The 17,841-nt window shown below is 71.9% G+C and carries 16 protein-coding genes; 2 read left to right on the forward strand and 14 right to left on the reverse strand.

Annotation, left to right across the window (positions count from 1 at the left end; genetic code table 11):
* Nucleotides 1-13: 13 nt before the first annotated feature.
* The 13 genes from PV789_RS28130 to PV789_RS28190 form a co-directional block, all read right to left on the reverse strand.
* The gene (locus tag PV789_RS28130) at nt 14-154 is read right to left on the reverse strand and encodes a hypothetical protein (RefSeq protein WP_274975322.1); all 141 of its coding nucleotides are present in this window, start codon (nt 152-154) and stop codon (nt 14-16) included.
* Between the two features lie 126 nt (nt 155-280).
* Nucleotides 281-412 (reverse strand): hypothetical protein, encoded by a 132-nt coding sequence (locus PV789_RS28135; RefSeq protein ID WP_274975323.1) that lies wholly within the window; start codon nt 410-412, stop codon nt 281-283.
* Between the two features lie 11 nt (nt 413-423).
* Entirely contained in the window at nt 424-2,976 is a 2,553-nt protein-coding gene (locus tag PV789_RS28140) for a hypothetical protein (protein ID WP_274975324.1), read from the reverse strand.
* Between the two features lie 55 nt (nt 2,977-3,031).
* On the reverse strand, nt 3,032-3,367 hold the full coding sequence (locus tag PV789_RS28145) for a DUF6507 family protein (protein ID WP_274975325.1): 336 nt from the start codon (nt 3,365-3,367) through the stop codon (nt 3,032-3,034).
* Nucleotides 3,364-3,690 (reverse strand): cell envelope biogenesis protein TolA, encoded by a 327-nt coding sequence (locus PV789_RS28150; RefSeq protein WP_274975326.1) that lies wholly within the window; start codon nt 3,688-3,690, stop codon nt 3,364-3,366. The genes PV789_RS28145 and PV789_RS28150 overlap by 4 nt, the downstream gene beginning before the upstream one ends.
* A gap of 234 nt (nt 3,691-3,924) precedes the next feature.
* Nucleotides 3,925-5,346 carry a DUF6177 family protein gene (locus PV789_RS28155; RefSeq protein WP_274975327.1) on the reverse strand — a complete coding sequence of 474 codons (1,422 nt, stop codon included), beginning with the start codon at nt 5,344-5,346 and terminating at the stop codon, nt 3,925-3,927.
* Nucleotides 5,347-5,401: 55 nt separating this feature from the next.
* On the reverse strand, nt 5,402-5,971 hold the full coding sequence (locus tag PV789_RS28160) for a PIN domain-containing protein (protein WP_274975328.1): 570 nt from the start codon (nt 5,969-5,971) through the stop codon (nt 5,402-5,404).
* Nucleotides 5,972-5,985: 14 nt separating this feature from the next.
* A complete protein-coding gene (locus PV789_RS28165; RefSeq protein WP_274975329.1) occupies nt 5,986-6,438 on the reverse strand; it encodes a helix-turn-helix domain-containing protein in 453 nt (150 codons plus the stop codon).
* A gap of 103 nt (nt 6,439-6,541) precedes the next feature.
* Nucleotides 6,542-7,714 (reverse strand): VWA domain-containing protein, encoded by a 1,173-nt coding sequence (locus tag PV789_RS28170; protein WP_274975330.1) that lies wholly within the window; start codon nt 7,712-7,714, stop codon nt 6,542-6,544.
* Nucleotides 7,711-10,233 carry a DUF5682 family protein gene (locus PV789_RS28175; protein ID WP_274975331.1) on the reverse strand — a complete coding sequence of 841 codons (2,523 nt, stop codon included), beginning with the start codon at nt 10,231-10,233 and terminating at the stop codon, nt 7,711-7,713. The genes PV789_RS28170 and PV789_RS28175 overlap by 4 nt, the downstream gene beginning before the upstream one ends.
* Nucleotides 10,233-11,348, reverse strand: coding sequence for an ATP-binding protein (locus tag PV789_RS28180; protein ID WP_212642292.1), 1,116 nt, complete (start codon nt 11,346-11,348; stop codon nt 10,233-10,235). Before PV789_RS28180 ends, PV789_RS28175 begins: the two co-directional genes overlap by 1 nt.
* Nucleotides 11,345-12,847, reverse strand: a complete 1,503-nt coding sequence (locus PV789_RS28185; protein ID WP_274975332.1) for a DUF5691 domain-containing protein — start codon at nt 12,845-12,847, stop codon at nt 11,345-11,347. Before PV789_RS28185 ends, PV789_RS28180 begins: the two co-directional genes overlap by 4 nt.
* Nucleotides 12,844-14,091: an SWIM zinc finger family protein gene (locus PV789_RS28190; protein WP_274978273.1), complete on the reverse strand. Its 1,248-nt coding sequence runs from the start codon at nt 14,089-14,091 to the stop codon at nt 12,844-12,846. The genes PV789_RS28185 and PV789_RS28190 overlap by 4 nt, the downstream gene beginning before the upstream one ends.
* A 387-nt stretch (nt 14,092-14,478) precedes the next feature.
* On the opposite strand from PV789_RS28190, the gene PV789_RS28195 reads away from it, so the two are divergent.
* On the forward strand, nt 14,479-15,822 hold the full coding sequence (locus PV789_RS28195) for a cytochrome P450 family protein (protein ID WP_274975333.1): 1,344 nt from the start codon (nt 14,479-14,481) through the stop codon (nt 15,820-15,822).
* A 159-nt stretch (nt 15,823-15,981) separates the two neighbouring features.
* Nucleotides 15,982-16,737, forward strand: a complete 756-nt coding sequence (locus tag PV789_RS28200; protein WP_274975334.1) for a MerR family transcriptional regulator — start codon at nt 15,982-15,984, stop codon at nt 16,735-16,737.
* A gap of 128 nt (nt 16,738-16,865) precedes the next feature.
* On the opposite strand, the gene PV789_RS28205 is transcribed toward PV789_RS28200, so the two are convergent.
* Nucleotides 16,866-17,831: a TIGR03557 family F420-dependent LLM class oxidoreductase gene (locus tag PV789_RS28205; RefSeq protein ID WP_274975335.1), complete on the reverse strand. Its 966-nt coding sequence runs from the start codon at nt 17,829-17,831 to the stop codon at nt 16,866-16,868.
* Nucleotides 17,832-17,841: the final 10 nt, after the last annotated feature.

Below are 17,841 nucleotides of genomic sequence, written 5' to 3' on the forward strand. Positions count from 1 at the left end.
GTGCCCGCACCGCTCACAACCGCTCCAGCCCCGAGCGGGTCACACTCCAGACGCCGGAAACGCGTTCGACGGACCGCGTGCGGATGTTCCGCAGCTTGCCGTGCAACAGGGCGATCAGCACATCGCGCCTGACGCTGTTGGGCAGCGGGAACATGTGGACCCCAACTCGTTGAGTAGGACATGGAGTCCGACGGCGTTGCGGTGGGAAACGTGCTCCCGTTGACTTCCGCCACAGCGATAAGAGCCAAGCGGGTATGCAATCTAGACCGCGTATCTACACTCAGTTGATGAACGCATCTTCCGGAGGGTTCTTCAGGATCTCTGCGTACGCCTCCGCAGATTCCTGATCGAAACCCTCGTCAAGATACTTCTGAATCAGCTCTTCCAAAGTGTAGTTCTCTGGATCGTCCACGACACTGAACATTACAGTTTCCAATCGTTCTCGAAGACCGCGTCCAGCGCTAATGCTACTGGCCTGAAGTCATCTTCTGCCCACTGACGATACCCTTCGATGCCCGGCTGTGACAGATGACTGCGGATCTCGCTCTGGAGACGCGGGTCTCCCGTCCGCTGAGCGATCCACTGAGCGTAGGAGCGCGCCCACAGCTCCTGGGGCAGCCTCATGTACCTACTGTAGCCAGTCACAGGCATACTCCTCAGCTCCCTGACTTGCGGAGAGTTCCTCACAGCAGAGGCCCACTCTCGCATCTCTGGGGTAGATGGCATCGCGGATGCCAGTCCGTGGCGTGACCCGGTCCTTTCTCCGTGCATGGCATTATCGATAACATGACCGATCTCATGCACCAGAGTTTCGCGCATATTGGGAAGAGATGGATCGAACGTGATAGTACGCGTAGCACGATCATAAGAACCCATTCGCCCAGATCCCAGCTCTCTGGAATCGAAAACGATCGGCTCCATTCCATCTGGAAAACTATGCACCTGGCTTACGAGATCGATGGCCCCACGGATCTCCAGCAGCACATCTGCTGGCGTGCCGTCAGGAATTTCAATTGGAAGCTCAGACCAGTTCTCCAGAACCTCTGGGAGCAATTGCCCATCTGGTCGACTCACGTGATCGCTCTGATCACCGAGGGACTGCTCGTTTGCATCCGCATCGGGCCCACGTGAGGTTTCTGTATCCTGAGTTGGCTGCGCCCAGCCCACCCGCTCAGAAATCTCGCTTCCACCGCTCTGGTGCGCCCTTCCGGAGGAAGCTATGTCAGCGCCTAGACCAGCATTTCTATTTCTGCTTTCGCGTCCCGACTCCGCAAGGTCGACAACGATCCGCTCTTCGGCAGGCCTGTTTCCGACGACGGTCGATCTGTTGTCAGGCCAACGATCGCCCTCGTGACCAGAGTAGTCCTCTCTATGATTATCAGCGAAAGCGTCGCCTGAGCCTGAAAGGTCTGTTTCGTCCCGTACCTCATCGCGTATGTCGTCACGCTCTTCGGAACGACCTCTGTCCTGAGGCTGCGGGGTGTTACTGCGTTGCGGCTCGGACGGGCTCTGCGAGGGCCGGTCCCCGCCGCCGTCGGGTACAGGGGCGTTCGGGGTGGAGGCAGGCGGGCGGTACCGGTCGGGGTCCAGCAGTGAGTTGTTCAGCATGGTGAGCGGGTTCTCGAAGCGCTCACCCGTGGGGCGCTGGCCCTCCCCGGCGCCCGGCAGCGGACTGCTGGGCCAGCCCCGCGTTCCCGGTCCGCCCCTCGACGTGAAGTTGTCCGAGCCCGTGCCCGAACCCCCGCCGGAACCCGAGCCGGAGCCGTCGAACTCCGCGTCACCCGATCCCCCGGGGGCGTCCATGGAGCTGACCACCCCCGCCCCGGCGATGATCTTGAGAGCTTTGAGCGGCAGCCCGCCGGTCAGCATCACCGCGTTGGCGGCCATGGTGGTGTTGGAGTAGGCGACACCGTCATCCCGCGTGGACCAGGCGGTGTGCCCCTCCCACACCTCGGCGAGGCTGTCCTGGGCGTTGCCGGTCCACCGTTCGAAACCCGCTCCCCAACCCTCCTGGCCGCCCTCCCCCGGCTCCCACAACCACCCGTGCTCGTCGTGGACACCGACCAGCGCGGCCGCGTCCATACCCGCGTCGCTCCAGGCCGCCCCGAAGTTCTCCAAGCGCCCCCGCGGGTCGAACCGCCACCCGTTGTCGGGGTGCCAGAACCCGAGCTTGGACGTCAGCCCCACCGCCGTCCCCCACAGGAAGTCAGTGGCCCCCGTGTCCCACAGCGCCTGACCGATGGGGTTGCCCCAGTCCAGCAGGGAGGGGTGGAACTCGCTGCCCGCCCACGCGGTGAAGTCGTTGATGTTGCTGTTGACGCCCTCGAAACTCAGGGCGTGTCCCAGCGACACATCGCGCTCACCGGCGTCGGTGGGCAGCCCGTAGACCAGCGCGCCGTCCCCGCCCGCCTGGTCCGGGGACACGTAGGCGGGGCCGCCGAAGGTCGCGGAGATCCGGCTGGCGCACGCGTTCTCGGCCTCGTTGAAGGTCGACCAGGCCGCGTTGACCGCGTCCTTGATGCGGATGTTCTCCGCCAGCGCCCACTCGTCGGTCTCGTCGTCCTTGTTCAGCCACCACACCTTCCGGTCGTGGTTGGCGTTCCACAGGCTCTGGGCGTCGATGCGCAGGGTGTTGAGCGAACGGCGCGCGGTCGCGGCCGCCTCGGCCAGGTCCTCCAGCGCGCCGGCGACGGTGGCCAGGTCGCTCTGGACGTCCTCGCCTCGGGTGACCACGGGGTCCATCGCGGCGAAGAGCGTCTCGCTCTCCGGTGCGCTGTAGTGGGCCTGGAGCCCGCCCCAGGTGGAGGACATGTCCTCGGCCCCGCCGAAGAGGTCCTCCCCGCCACTGCGCAGGGTCTCGGCCGCGTAGTTGAGGGACCAGACGTCGGTGAGGGGGTAGGGGACGGTGTCCGGGTCGATGAGCGTGAACGGGTTGGGGTCCACGCCGTTCTGGGGCTCGGTGGGCTCGAAACTCACCAGGGGGCCTTCCGTGGGGGCGGGGCGGGGGTGTCGGGGGTGCGGGGGTGTCAGGTCAGAGGTCGAGGTTCTCGCCGGTGCCCGCCTGGCTCTGGGCTTCGGCGGCCATCTCCTCCTGGCCCTGGTTGTAGGCCAGCGTGGCGTCGTTGGCGCCCTGCAGGCACGACAGGGTGCGGGTGAACATGGCGTCGGTCTCGCCGGTGAAGTGCTCGAAGAACCCGGACAGGGCGGCCTCCACGGGCGGGCTCTTGGCGTTGGTCAGCGCCATCTCGATCCCGTCGGCGGTGGAGTCGACGGTGTCGGAGAACCCGCCTCCTTCGAGGCCGAGTTGTCCGCCGAGGTCGCCCAGGACCAGCGAGACCCCGTAGACGTCGATGTTCCACTGGCTCATCGGCCGTCTCCCTTCACCGGGGAAGCCGCGAACCGGTGCGGGTGGAACAGGGCTCCGGCCTCGGCCTCCGGAAGGTCGGCGGTGTGGACGCGGACCTCGGCCATGCTCTGCTCGGCGACGCGGGCCCGCAGCAGTTCCAGCGAGGCGCGCACGCCCTCGACTGCCCTGGCCCTGCGTTCCCGCACAGGCCCGGGGAAGACCGCGTCCGCTTCCTTGAGGACCGCGATCCCGTCGGCGGGCGCCGGGTTTCGCGGTTCGGTGACGGCGGCGTTCCCGTCCGAATCCTCCGTCTCGTCCGGCGGCTCCACCAGTTCGAACTTCATCCGATGCCTGCCCTCACTCGTGGATTCCGTGGCCCGCTTCGCAAGACTCCCATAGCAGTATGCGCATATGGAGTGACGTTCCACGGTCGGTCCCGGTTCCGGAGGAACCGCCCCGGCGGTGGGCAGGCGCGGGGTCTTCCGGACGAGCCGAGGAGAACACGCAGTTGAGCACTACGAAGGTGACGTTCGTCACTCATGCTCCGGGGAAGGGCGGCAGCCTCCCTCCGGGAAGGCTCAGGCCCTCTTCGCGGGAGCCGCGGACAGGTACTCCGTCTGCCTCCGCATGAGGTCCAGGGCGCGCAGGGGCGCCTCGGCGTCCTCCACCACCGGGTACCAGACCGCCCGGGCCCCGTCCTCACCGACGAGCGTGCCCGGGATCGGTCCCGCCCGAGCGCGGCCGGTCCCGATCCGGCGCAGCCGGTCCGGCCCGACCGCGAGCCCGATCGGGACCGCGGGCCCCGCCCACACCGGCGCGTAGGTGACATCGGCGCGCCCGGGGATGCGGCGCACGCGCAACCCGTCCAGCAGCCCTTCGGCCGCCAACGCCTCCACCAGTGCCGGAAACGCGTCGAAGGGTACGGCGTCCGCGTTCTCGAACCCGGCCACCACCGACACCCGCTCCAGGAACCCGGTCCCGCGCCGGGCCAGGTGGAGCTGTCCGGAGAAGGGGCGCCCCTCGCCCAGCGGACCCGACAGGTACAGGATCGAGGGCTTGAGCCCGCGCTCGCGCACGAAACCGGCCACCCGCTCGCGGTCCCACGCCAGGAGCGCGGGCTCGTGCGGACCCCACGCCGCCGGCGCGGTCCCGGCCAGGTGCTCGGCGACGACCTCCGCCACGCGGCCCGGGTCCGGGGAGAAGGGGTCGCGGTGGAGCACGGACACGTCCACCACGACCTGCGTTCCGGCGCTCTCGGCGAAGTCCGCGAGGAACCCCGCGACCGGCTCGACGTCCGGCTTCCCGGCCCCCCACGCCAGTCCGACCGGTTCCCTGTCCGCGCGGAACCCCTGCTCGTCGTCCCAGCGCACGGGCAGGCCGGTGATGCCGTCGTAGTGGCCGCCATCGAAGCCCCGCACCACCCAGCGCCCCAGCGACCCGGCCGCGAAGGTGCGCACCGCGTAGGTCAGGCGCGCGGTGGGCGGGGTGAGCACCTGGAGCGTCCTCTCCCCGCCGTGCGTGGCCACCGCGTCGCTGAGCCAGGACGAGAACGGCACCACCGCCCGGTCCTGGGCGACCAGGAGCGCCCTGGTCGCGGTGCGCTCGACCGCCGGGTGCTCCGGTTCCTCCCACAGGCCGAAGTCGGCCGACCCCGAGGTCCACACCGCCCCGCCGAGCCGCAGCGCGAGCCCGTCAGCGAACCGGTGCGCCGCCTCCCGCCCCCGTTCGTCGGGACGGGCGCGCGCCTCCACCCACCAGAAGGTCTCCGGCAGCCCCGCCACGACCTCCGGCCCCAGCAGGCGCACGACCGCGTCCGAACGCTCCACCGGCCGCCCGGGTTCGAGGGTGGCCAGCAGTTGGGCGTCCCCGTCGCGGATCTGCATGACAGTGGTGTCGCCGTGCCAGTGCAGCCGCAGCTCGGGGTCAACGCCTTGCAGGGCGTGGACGACCGCCTTCTCGTCGGGCTCGTGGGCGACCAGGGCCACCACGTCGTAGCTCAAGGGCTCTCCCGGGGGAACTGGGGGACAGTGGCTTCCACGATCCCACCCGTCCGGCTCAACGAGCACGCAAACGTTCCCTGAGGCACTCGGCGAACCCCGGAACCCCTGCTTTGGCCAGGCCGTCCACCAGATCCTCGGGGGTCCTGGGCGGGCGACGCTTCTCCGCGGCCAACCGAACGACCGTCGCGACGACCTCGTGCGGCAGCTCTTCGAGGAGCTCGCGGAGGTAGGTGTCGGGATCGACGACCCGCAGCCCCAGAGAAGCCAGAGGCTCACTCGGGAAGTCGCCCAGGTTCCAGGTCACGATGGCGCTGGCCTGGCCCTTCAGAGCGGCGGCCATATGGTGGCGGTCGTCGGAGTCGGTACCGGGCATCACCCCCGTCAGAGAGGCGTAGTCGTCCTCCGGAACGCGGCTGTCGGCGAAGCACTCCCTGATCGCCGAGGTGATCGCCTGGGCGGAGGTGGATGAACGCTGTTGTTCACGCACGATCACCCTCTCCCACTCTCCGAGCAGCCTCTCTGTCCAGAGCATGGTGTGGACCATGTCCTCGGTCAGGGCCAGTAGGAGGTCCATGACCGAGAACGGGAAGAGCACATTGGTGTCGACGAAAACGCGGGGGGTCATGCGCGGCCTGTCACTCAGTAGGGGAGATCGGCGGACTCGACTGCTTCGGCGATCCTCCGTCTACCCGCACGCCGCATCTCCCGCCTGGCCTGGAACTCCAGGACGTCCTCCAGGCGAACGACACGGTGTCGGCTGTCGGGCAGTCGCTCGGACGGGATCTCCCCCGCGTCGAGGAGGCGTACGACGAACGGTCGCGACAGACCCAGCAACTCCGCCGCCTCGGCCGGGGTCAGGCACGCCTCGGATGCCAGCACGGTGACCGCGTGCCCATCGGAGAGCTCACTGGCCGACGCCACCAGGATCCTCACCAACGACTCCGGCAGAGCGAGTTCGCTGCCGTCAGCCGTCCTCAGCAGCAGTCGCGCCCCACCTGTCCCCGTGGAGCTCACCACCTTCTCAGTGATCCAGCGGTCCTCCCCTCGGGGCTCGATCCGGGGAGCGCGGCTCAGCACACTCGATCGCACCATCTCAGCCTCCCAGCACCGCCAACACATCTGCAATAAGTGTAACCACATCGGAGCTGGCCGCGAAGGGGGCGGGCGGGGACCGCCACGGCCCCGCCCGCCCGGATCAGGCGTCCTGGTACTTCTCGACCCAGGACGTGAGGGGTTGCCCCTGGATGGCCGCCGCCATCAGCTCGGGGAACGCGTCGGGGGTGCAGGCGAACGCGGGCACCCCCATCTCGGCGAGCGCGGACGCGTTCTGTCGATCGTAGAACGGCGCGCCCTCGTCCGACAGCGCCAACAGCACCACCACCTGGACCCCGGCCGCCTGCATCGCGGCCACCCTCCTCAGCATCTCCGCTCGGACACCGCCCTCGTACAGGTCGCTGATCAGCACGAAGACCGAGTCGTTCGGCTTGGTGATGAGCCCCTGGCAGTAGGCGATGGCCTTGTTGATGTGCGTGCCGCCGCCCAACTGCGTGCCGAACAGCACCTCGACCGGGTCGGTCAGCTGCTCGGTCAGGTCCACCACCGCGGTGTCGAACACGACCAGCGACGTGCGCAGGGTCTTCATCGAGGCCAGCACCGCGCCGAAAACGCTCGCGTAGACCACCGAGGAGGCCATCGAACCGCTCTGGTCGATCGCCAGCACCACGTCCTTCTGCACGCCCCGGCTGCGGCGGCCGTACCCCACCAGGGTCTGCGGCACGATCGTGTTGTGGTCGGGCAGGTAGTGGGCCAGGTTGCGGCGGATGGTGGCGTTCCAGTCGATGTCGGCCACCCGGCGCGGTCGGTGGGTGCGGGACGACCGGTCGATCGCCCCCTGCACCAGGGACCGCGTCTTCTGCGCCACGCGGCGCTCCAGGTCGTCCACCACGCGGCGCACCACCGCGCGGGCGGACTCGCGGGCCTGGTCGGGCATCACCCGGTTGAGGGACAGCAGGGTCCCCACCAGGTGCACGTCCGGCTCCACGGCCTCCATCATCTCCGGCTCCAGGAGGAGCTGGTGCAGCCCCAGCCGGTCCATGGCGTCCTTCTGCATCACCTGCACCACGGAGGACGGGAAGTACTCGCGGATGTCGCCCAGCCAGCGCGCCACGCGGGGAGCCGAGCCGCCGAGCCCGGCGGAGCGCTGGGCGCTGCTCCTGCCGGGGCCGACGCTGTCGTAGAGCGCCTCCAGGGCGCCGTCCATCCCCTGGTCGGCGGCGCTGAGGCCGGAGGCCCCGACCCCGCCGGAGCACTGCGCCTCCCGGCCCAGCACGAGCCTCCAGCGGCGCTCCCGCTCGTCCACGGCGTTCATGTGCGCACCTTTCCGTCGGTGAGGATGGCCAGCGCGGTGGCCAGGGCCGGGGCCGCGCGCCGGGCGTCCACGTCCACGCGGGCCGGAGCGGTCCGGTCGGCGGCGGGCGCCGTCCCGAGCCGCAGGGCGGCCGAGCCGATCTCCTGGCGCTCGGGGCCGTTGAAGGCCCCGAAGGTGCGCCGCAGCAGCGGCAGCACCGCGGTGAAGCGCTCCTCGGGCAGGGAGAGCAGCCAGGTGTCGATCAGCCCGAGCAGCCGGTCGTCGTGCACCAGGATCAGCCCGCTGCCCTGGAGGAACCCCTCCAGCCAGGCGGCGGCCGAGGCGGGTTCGGCGCCCGGGGACATCGCCAGGCCGAGGCGGCGGCGCAGCTCGTCGGCGTCCACGAGCCCGGAGTCGGACAGGATCCGGTTGACCCGCCCGGCGATACGGCCGGGCAGGGTGTCGCGCACGGCCAGGGCGGCCAGGGCAGCCGTCCAGGCCCGGGCGCCCTCCCCGCCCAGGAGGGTGGCGGCGCCCTGCGTGGCGTCGATGTGCCGGACGAACCGCTCCGCAGCGTCGTCGTCCAGACCGTGCACGGCCGGTGCCAACCCGACGCACACGCGCCGCAGGATCTGCTCGGCGACCGTGCTCAGGTAGGCGCTGTCGGTGCCGCGCACGTCCCCGTAGCGGGCGGAGCGGGCCAGCGGCGGCAGCGCCTCCATCAGGTGGGTGACGTCGCTGTCGGTGGCCGCGCGGTCGGTGAGCAGGGACAGCACGCGGGGCAGGGCCTCGCCCAGGTCCGCGAACAGGCACTGCTCGGTGAGGGAGGTCAGCGCGGGCAGGGCCGCGTCCTCGGCGAGGTCGGCCACCCGGGCCGTGGCCGCCGACGCGACGGTGGTGCCCCACCGGCTGGCCTCGATCAGCGCCACGTCCATGTCGGGGTCCCAGCGCAGCCGCCACGACTCCCGGAAGGTGCCCTTCTGCCCGCCGTCGGGGGTGCGCGGAACGCCCCACTCGACACCGAGCAGTCGCAGCCGGTGCAGCAGCACGCTGCGTTCGCGCTGGCTGTCCTTGCGCAGGTCCAGGTCGAGGTCGCTGTCGAAGGGCTCGGCCTTGAGCCGCAGGCGCTTGCGGATCGCGATGATGTCGCGCTGGAGCGGGACCATGGGCGTGGACGGGGGCACCGAGCCCATCCGCTCGCCGACGGACATCCGGCGGTGGACGAGGGCGGCCCGGGTGGGCTCGCCCTCGCACAGGACGGCCGTGAGCGCCTCGGCCACCTCGTCGAGTCCGGCGAGCGGACGCCCGCGCAGCACGGCGAGGCCCTCGGCCAGCCGCACGCCCTCGATGACGTGGGACGAGGACACCGCCAGCCCCTCCTCGCGGAGCATCCGGGCGGCGTCGGTCAGCCACCGGTGCACCGGGAGGTCGGGCGCGGTGAACAGGTGGTGGTACCAGCCGGGGGCGGCGACCCCCGCGCCGTAACCGCTGGAGGCGGCCAGGCGCCCGTGGGTCCACGGCACCCAGGTGGCGGTGACCTTCGCCTTGGGCAGGCCCTTGAGCAGGGCGGTGTCCTCCTTGATCGGGTAGTCGGCCAGGTCGCGCAGCGCGGGGGCGTGCCAGGCGCCGCAGACCACGGCGATCCGCTCGTGTCCCTCCTTGAGGGTGGCGCGCAGGGTCTGGCGCATGTACGCCTCCCGGCGCGCGTCGCGCTCCGTCTCGGGGCCGGACTCCGCGCGGACGGCGGCCATGGCGTCGGCGATCGCCGGGAACGGGGAGGGCTCCCCGTCCCGGCGCTGCTCGATGACGTCGTCCCACCAGCGCTCGGCGTCGTCGTAGCCCGCGGCCTCGGCGAGCACCCCGAGGGGGTCCAGCCGGATCCGCTCCGGCTCGCCGACCTCGCCGCCGTCCGTCCCGTCCGCGGCCTCCGAGGCCCCGGTCCCGTCGGTCTCCCGTGCCGCGGCAGCCGCACCGGCTCCGGCCGTCCCGGTGTCCTCGGGGGCCGTGGTGTTCCCGCCGGTCCCGGGGTCCTCGTCGCCGCTTCCGGTCCCGGTGTTCCCACCGGCTTCAGGCACATCGGTGTTCCCGGGAACCCCGTCGGACCCCGGTTCCCCGGAATCCTCCTCGGCGCGGGCGCCCTCCTCCGCGGCCCGGCGCCGCTCCTCGGCCTCGGCGACGCGCTCGGCCAGGGTGTTCGCGGCGGGCAGGTCGCAAAAGCGCACCCGCACGTCGTTCTCCACCGCGTAGCGCAGTGCCTCCCACTCCGGGGAGAAGCTGGCGAAGGGCCAGAACGCCCAGCCCTCGCCGGCCCTCGGCTCGTCCCCCTTGGGGGTGTCGGCGAGGTAGGCCAGCAGCGCCACCGGCGGCTCCAGCTCGCCCACCAGCGAGGTGAGGGCGTCCGCCTCCGGCGGTCCCTCGATCAGCACGGCGTCGGGTTTGATCTCCTCCAGCGCCGCCCGGACGGCCCGGGCCGATCCCGGGCCGTGGTGCCGCACGCCCAGGACGTGCAGCCCGCTCGTGTCCAGTCGGGGCCGACCCATCAGGCGCCCACCTCGCGGCAGGCGCGGTAGAACTCGCCCCAGCCGTCGCGCCCGCGCGCGACGGTCTCCAGGTACTCGCGCCACACCACGCCGTCGGACACCCGGTCCTGGACGACGGCGCCCTGGATGCCCGCGGCCACGTCGGCCGGGCGCAGCTGCCCGTCGCCGAAGTGCGCGGCCAGCGCGATGCCGTTGGTGATCACCGAGATCGCCTCGGCGGTGCTCAGCGTGCCGCTGGGCGACTTGACCTTGGTCCCGTTGTCCTCGGTCACCCCCGAGCGCAGCTCGCGGAAGACGGTGACCACCCGCCGGATCTCGGTGAGGCTGGTGGGCACCTCGGGCAGGTCCAGGGCGCGGCCGAGCTGCTCCACCCGCTGGGTGACGATGCGGACCTCGTCCTCGGCGCTGTCGGGGACGGGCAGCACCACGGTGTTGAACCGGCGGCGCAGCGCGCTGGACAGGTCGTTGACGCCGCGGTCGCGGTCGTTGGCGGTGGCGATGATGTTGAAGCCGCGCTGGGCCTGCACCTCGACGCCCAGCTCGGCCACCGGCAGGGCCTTCTCCGACAGCACGGTGATGAGGCCGTCCTGCACGTCGGAGGGCATGCGGGTGAGCTCCTCGATGCGGCCGATGGAGCCGCGCGACATGGCGGTCATCACCGGGCTGGGCACGAGGGCCGCCTCGGAGGGGCCCTCGGCGAGGAGCCTGGCGTAGTTCCAGCCGTAGCGGACGGCCTCCTCGGAGGTTCCGGCCGTGCCCTGGACGAGCAGGGTGGAGTCGCCGGAGACCGCGGCGGCCAGGTGTTCGGACAGCCAGGTCTTGGCGGTGCCGGGGACCCCGATGAGCAGCAGGGCGCGGTCGGTGGCCAGGGTGGCCACGGCGACCTCGACGACGCGGCGGGCGCCGATGTACTTGGCGCTGATCTCGGTGCCGTCGGACAGGGTGGTGCCCAGCAGGTACTGGGTGACCGCCCACGGGGAGAGCTTCCAGCCCGGGGGCCGCTGCCGGTCGTCGGCCTTGGCCAGCGCCTCCAGCTCCGCGGAGTAGGTCTGCTCCGCGTGCGGGCGCAGGGCCTGGGCGGCGTCGGTGCGGATGGAGGGGGTGGAGGTGGTCAACTGAGCTCCCTGTGCATGTCGAGTCGGAACCGGAGGGTGTCCCGGAGCCGGAGGTAGGCGTCGCCGGAGGCGTCGTTGTACGGGGGGTTCTGGTGGAGGTCGGTGAGGTGCCCGGGGGGCATGTGCACGGCCGCCGCCTCGCAGAGCAGCCGGTAGCCGTGGTAGTCCTTCTTGCGGTCCTTGGAGTGCAGGCGCGCGATGACCCGCGCGCTCAGCTCGGGGGTCCAGGGGCCGGGCGTGTCGCGGAGCTGGTCGCCCCAGCGGCTGAGGGAGGACTTGTCGGTCAGGACGCCGTCGGCGTACGCGCAGCGCTCCTCGACCGGCAGCAGTCCCAGCAGCCTGCTCGTCTGGAACCCCGGTCCCGTGCCCCGCGAACCGAGGAACTCCAGGACGGCCCTGGCCCACTCGGCGTTGCGCTGGACCACGACGGCGTTGACGAGGGCGCCCACCAGGCGTGCGTTCTGCACGGCCTCCCGGTTCGCCGCCTCGAAGACCCCGGCGGGTTCGGCGCCCAGCAGCCCGGGCCACACGTCCAGCGGCGCGTGGGTGAGCAGCGCCCACAGCCGTTCGGCCCGCTCGTGCACGTTCTCCTCGTCCTTGGAGGGCGCGGCCAGCGCCAGGTCGCGGTGAACGGCGGCGTCGCGGGTGCGGACGGGGTCCACCCACAGGGCGCCGTCCTCCCCGAGCGAGGCGTGCGCGCGGACGTGGCCGCGCAGCCGCTCGGCGTGCGCGCTGTCGGGCAGCCGGGTGAGCAGGGACAGCGCGATCCCGCGCACGTTGGCGCTGCGGTCGTCCAGCGCCCGGTCGAGGAAGTCCGCGTCCGCCGGGCCGAGCCCGGTGGCGAAGGTCTCCAGCAGGCGGCGGCGCAGGTCGGCCTTGGCCAGGCCGGTCCAGACGGCGGCCAGCAGCTCGCGGGCGCGGTCGGGGTCGGTGGCGCGCAGCGCGGCGAGCGCGCGGCGGCGCTCGCCCGGGGTGCCGCAGCCCCAGTCGCGCTCGCTGAACCGGTCCGCGTGGACCGACTCGGCCAGCATGTAGGACCAGGCGGGGTTGAGCCCGGCCAGCCAGTGGCCGCGCGTGCCGACCGCGGCCGCGAGCGCGGGGCGCAGCTCGCTGTCGCGGGCGCCCTGGTCGAGGAGGGCGGGAACGCTGGAGTGCGCGACGCGCCGTCCCGAGGCGGCCACCAGCCCGAGCCACTCCGGGAGGAGTTCGGTCCGTCCCGTGAGGATGTCCTCCAGCCGGTTGTTGGCGGCCTGTCCGGGTTCGGGGCGCTCGTCCTCGGCGCCGGGCTCGACGGGCTCGACGCCGGTGGCGGGGACGTACCCGGCGGCGCGGCGGACGGCGATCAGGGCCGCCCGGTCCAGGAGGGCGACGGAGTCCTCGTCCTCGGGGGTGGGGGGCAGGTCGGGGGTGTCGGGGACGGAGCGCTTGGAGGTGCCGACCAGGGCGGTGGAGACCAGGCGGTCCCAGGAGTCCACGGCGGCCAGGGGGTCGGGGGTCACAGGGAGACCGCCTTTCCGTTCCGGTCCCACACGGTGATGGGGGTGAGTCCCGTCGCGGGCGACCACTCGGCGGCGACGGTGGAGGGGTGACCGCCGGTGACCGCGAGGAGGCGCCAGGGCTCGGGGGAGGCCAGGGGCAGGGCGTCGCCCTCGGTGTCGGTGAGGTACCACCGGCCGTCGTGGGCGGGGGCGGCGCGGTCGAGCACGACCGGCCAGGTGTCGCGCCAGGGGTCCTCGGCGAGGGAGGCGGCGAAGTCGTCGAGGGCCTGCACAACCGTGCCGCCCTCGGGCGGGGCCGCCTCGGTCGTGACGCCGTCGCCGACCGGGGCGACCCGGTGGCCGTCGGGGTAGAAGGCGAACTCGGCCTCCACGTCGGTGCCGGCCCGGAAGGGGGTGGTGGGCGCCTGGCCGGGTCGGGCGAAGGCCAGGTACAGGGCCACGCGCCCGGTCGCGGTGCCGCGCAGCCACAGGCGGCGCACGCGCATGTCGGCTTCGAGGGTGGAGGCGTCGTGCCAGCCCAGGACCCGCCAGGTGTCGCGGACGCGCTCACCGGTGGCGAGGACCTCCTCGGCCTTGACGGTGATGCCCACCCGGGAGCGGACGGCGCCGCGGACGCGCTCGTCGAGGGCGTCGCCCGCACGGTAGCCGTTGACCAGCAGGTGGAGGAGGCTGAGCCGTTCGAGCATCCGCTCGGGCCAGCTGTCCCCGCGCGCCGCGGAGGGCAGCCGGGAGACGAGGGAGGCCGCGCCGCCCGCCTTGGCGTCCACGAGGCGCTTGGCCATGCGGTCCCAGTGGTCGTAGCCGTGCTTGGGCACCTCGGCCAGCCCGGTGTCGACCTGGTCGCGCAGCCAGAGGCCGAGTTCGTCGACCCCGGCCCGGACCGCCTCCTCCCTCTTGCGCAGGGTCGCGGCCGCCCGTTCGGGGTCGGCGGGGGCCGCCGGGCTGTTGGCCTTCTCCTGGCGGGCTGCTCTTCCGGAGAGCCACTTGGCCACCCACTCGGGCCGCTCCTCCCGGACGGCCACGCTGTCCTGGGTCCACAGGGCCAGCAGGCCCAGGACGTGCTTGCAGGGAATCTTGCGGCTGGGGCAGCTGCACTTGTAGGCGGTCCCGCCCGCGCCGTCCAGGTGGACGGCGGCCAGGTAGGGCTTGGAACCGCTGCCCTTGCACTCGCCCCAGACGGCGGAGGTGCCGCCGGAGGGGGCGGCGACCGCTCCGCGCTCGGGCCAGGACGACTCCTTGGCCACCTTCAGGGCGGCCTTGCGGGAGGAGGCGTCCGGAGCCAGAGCCCATACGTCGTCGGTACTCCATCGATCGCTCACACAGAGAACACTACGGACTCCCTATGACAAAAAGCGCCCTTTTCGAACCTCCTTGCGAACACTCGTGGAACTGTCGCACCCCCGTGGCAGACTCCGGCCGCGGAGCGGCTCCATCCGACGCGCGACCCCGGGTTCCGGCGCGTGGGAGCCCCAGGAAAAGAGCACATTAATACCGTTTGTCACTAATACGCAGGCGTCCTTTCTCCGCCGTGTTGAAAAGAGAACGCCGACCCTTCTACAATGAGCGATCCCGCTTCTCCCCTCCGTCACCGCACCGGCACACCATCTCCCCGAAGAGAGGGCATCGGTCCGTTGACGAACACACGGCTGTACGGCACCACACCCGCCACCGGACGCGACGGCCTCTGGGCCGCGCTGCGCGAACGCCACGGACCCGTGGCACCGGTCGAACTGGAGCCCGGCGTACGGGCCTGGCTTCTGCTGGGCTACCACGAGAACCTGGCGGTGTTACAGAACCAGCACCTCTTCTCACGCGACACCCGCCGCTGGCGCGAGGTGGCGGAGGGGCGCGTCGACCTCTCCTGCGCCCGGCCCGCGCTGTCCTGGCGCCCCAACGCCCTGTACGCCGACGGGGCCGAGCACACCCGGCTGCGCTCGGCCATCGCGGACAGCCTGGCCAGGGTGGACCTGAACGCCACCGCCCGCACGATCCGGCGGATCGCCGACGAGCTCGTCGACTCCTTCGTCGCCGACGGCAGGGCCGACCTCATCTCCGAGTACGCCAACCCCCTGCCCGTGCTCGTGGTCAACAGCCTGTACGGGCTCTCCGACAGCTACGGGTACATGCTGGGCGACCTCACGTCCATCGTCTTCAGCGAGAACGCCGAACGCGCAGAGGACGCCGTCGGCCGCATCCACCAGTACTTCTCCGAACTGGTGGCCCGCAAGCGCAGGATCCCGGGCCAGGACCTGGTGTCGTGGATGCTGGAGCACCCCGCGGGGCTGAGCGACCACGAGGTCGCGCACCAGGCCGCGCTCATCAACAATTCGAGCCACCAGACCACCACACACCTCATCGGCAACACGATGCGCACCCTGTTCACCGACGAGGCGGTCCGCACCGCCTACACGGACGCGCAGATGACCGTGCACGAACTGCTCGACCACGTGATGTGGACCGACACGCCCTTCCAGATCCTGCCCGCCCGCATCGCCCTCCAGGACATGCGCATCGGCGGCGTCGACATCCGTGCGGGCGACGCCCTGCTGATCGGCTTCGACGCCGCCCACCGTGATCCGACCGTCCGCTGCGAACAGGCGGGGGGCAGCCGGGCCCACCTGATGTTCGGCGCCGGACCGCACGCCTGTCCGGCCCGCGAGCTGGCCCGGCTGACCGCCACGATCGCGGTCACCACGCTCCAGGAGCGCCTGGGCGGGCTCCGGCTCGCCGTGGAGCCCGAGGACCTGCGCTGGACCCCGTCGCCGTTCCTGCGGGGGCTGCGCGAACTCCCGGTGGCCTTCACCCCGGGCGAACCCGTCGCCCTCGGCCCCCGGGAGGGCTCCGGAAGGGGCGGCTCCGGAGGGGACGGGCAGTCGGAGGCGGGGGCGCGGTCGGGGGGGCGGGCCCACGACGACGAGGGCCACGAGGACGACCTCCTCAGCCGTCTGCTCGCCTGGTGGCGCGGGCGGAGTTGACCCTGCCGCAGCGTCAACTCCTAGTGTCGGTGGTGCGGGCGCGGGGCGTGCGCCCCGCGCCCCGCACGGCCGACACGGGCGGCGCCGGTGGCGGGCCCGCGAGAACAACGGACCGGGGGCGGCCCCGCCGCCGGAGAGCAGACGGGACGGGCGCCTCACGTGGAGTGGACCATCCAGCAGGTCGCGGCCAGCGCCGGTGTCACCAGCCGGACCCTGCGCCACTACGACGACATCGGGCTCCTGCCCCCCTCCAGGGTCGGCGGCAACGGCTACCGGTACTACGACGCGGCCGCGGTGGCCCGGCTCCAGCGCGTCCTCCTGCTGCGGGACCTCGGCCTGAGCCTGCCCGTCATCGCGGAAGTGCTGGACCGCGAGCGGGACGAGGAGGCGGCCCTGCGCGACCACATCGGACTCCTGGAGGCCGAGCGCGACCGCTTGGACCGGCGGATCAGGTCCGTGCGGCGCACCCTCGACGCACGGCGCTCCGGCAGGGACGGCTCCCTGGAGATGATGCTGGAGGGGTTCAACGACCCCTACCGGGACGGGGTCGTCTCCCGCTGGGGGGAGCGCGCCTTCCTGGAGAGCAACGCCTGGTGGCACGGTAAGAGCCTGCGCCAGCAGAGGGACTGGAAGCAGGACACAGACCGGTTGGTCGCCGCGTGGGTCGCGGCCTGGGAGGACGGTGTGTCCCCCGTGTCGGACCGCGCGCAGGCTCTGGCCGCCCGGCACGTGGAGTGGCTCCGCCGGATCCCGGGGACGCCGGTGGCGGAGGGGGACCGCGAGCGCTCCGTCGAGCTCGTGTGCGACCTGGGCCGCGTCTACGTGGAGGACCCGGACTACGAGGGCCTCTACGGGAGCGCGGAGGGAGCCGCGTTCGTCCGCGACTCCCTCCGCGAGTACGCCCGGTCCATGTGAGGCCCGGCCCCTCGGCCGGCGCCCGTGCGCGGGATCCCCGGACACGGGCGGGTCGGCCGGTGCGCCGCGGGAGCTCCGGCCCGCGGACGGCACTGGGTGCGGGCCCGGCGCGCCTTCGCGGTGACGCGCTAACCGGCGCCCATCGCCCGGATCGGTCCGGCCAGCTCCCGCTCGAAGAAGCCGAAGAACCCCTCCGGATCGGGTCCGGCGTTGATCAGGCACAGGTGGTCGAACCCGGCGGAGGCGAACTCCCGCACCACCTCCAGGTGCCGGTCCGGGTCCGGCCCGTACGCGAAGACGTCGCGCATCGCGTCCCTGTCGATCAGGGCGGTGGCCGCCTCGAAGTTCACCGGGTTGGGCAGCTCGGCCTGCACCTTCCACCCGGTGAGCGCGAAGCGGAACAGCTCGTGCGCCGACTCCAGGGCAGCGTCCTCGTTGCCCGCCCACGCCAGCGGCACCTCGGCGTAGCGGGGGCCGGAGCCGCCGTTGTCCTCGTAGGCCCGGTTGAGCTCCCTGCTCGGCTCGGTGCAGAACAGGCCGTCACCCGCCTCGGCGGCCAGCAGGGCGGCCTGCTCGCCGCCCGCGGCCACGACGATCGGCGGCGCCTCCTCGGGCAGGTCGAAGACCCGGGCGTCCTCCAGGGTCAGGTACCTGCCGTCGTAGGAGTGGTAGCCGCCCGACCACAGCAGGCGGATGATCTGGATCGCCTCGCGCAGCATCTCGTGGCGCCGGGTGGCGTTGGGCCACCCCTGGCCCACCACGTGCTCGTTGAGGCGCTCCCCCGCCCCCAGACCGAGCGTGAACCGCCCCTCGGACAGGATGGCCGTGGTGGCCGCCGCCTGGGCGACGATCGCCGGGTGCACCCGCAGGATCGGGCAGGTGACACCGGTGGCCAGCTCGACGCTGTCGGTGCGTTCGGCGATGGCGGCGAGCATCGACCACACGAACCCGGAGTGGCCGTGGCTGTACAGCCACGGGTGGAAGTGGTCGCTGATCTCCACGAAGTCGAACCCGGCCTGTTCGGCGCGGACCGCCTGCTCCACGATCTCGCGGGGCCCGAAACCCTCGGCGAAGAGCTTGTAGCCCACCTTCATCTCGTCTTCT

The sequence above is a fragment of the Nocardiopsis camelliae genome (assembly GCF_028993595.1).
Taxonomy (GTDB): Bacteria; Actinomycetota; Actinomycetes; order Streptosporangiales; family Streptosporangiaceae; genus Nocardiopsis; species Nocardiopsis dassonvillei.

Coding starts and splice junctions, on each gene's coding strand:
- PV789_RS28130 (WP_274975322.1), bottom strand. CDS start 154: ATGTTCCCGCTGCCCAACAGCGTCAGGCGCGATGTGCTGATCGCCCTG.
- PV789_RS28145 (WP_274975325.1), bottom strand. CDS start 3,367: ATGAGCCAGTGGAACATCGACGTCTACGGGGTCTCGCTGGTCCTGGGC.
- PV789_RS28150 (WP_274975326.1), bottom strand. CDS start 3,690: ATGAAGTTCGAACTGGTGGAGCCGCCGGACGAGACGGAGGATTCGGAC.
- PV789_RS28160 (WP_274975328.1), bottom strand. CDS start 5,971: ATGACCCCCCGCGTTTTCGTCGACACCAATGTGCTCTTCCCGTTCTCG.
- PV789_RS28165 (WP_274975329.1), bottom strand. CDS start 6,438: ATGGTGCGATCGAGTGTGCTGAGCCGCGCTCCCCGGATCGAGCCCCGA.
- PV789_RS28170 (WP_274975330.1), bottom strand. CDS start 7,714: ATGAACGCCGTGGACGAGCGGGAGCGCCGCTGGAGGCTCGTGCTGGGC.
- PV789_RS28175 (WP_274975331.1), bottom strand. CDS start 10,233: ATGGGTCGGCCCCGACTGGACACGAGCGGGCTGCACGTCCTGGGCGTG.
- PV789_RS28205 (WP_274975335.1), bottom strand. CDS start 17,831: ATGAAGGTGGGCTACAAGCTCTTCGCCGAGGGTTTCGGGCCCCGCGAG.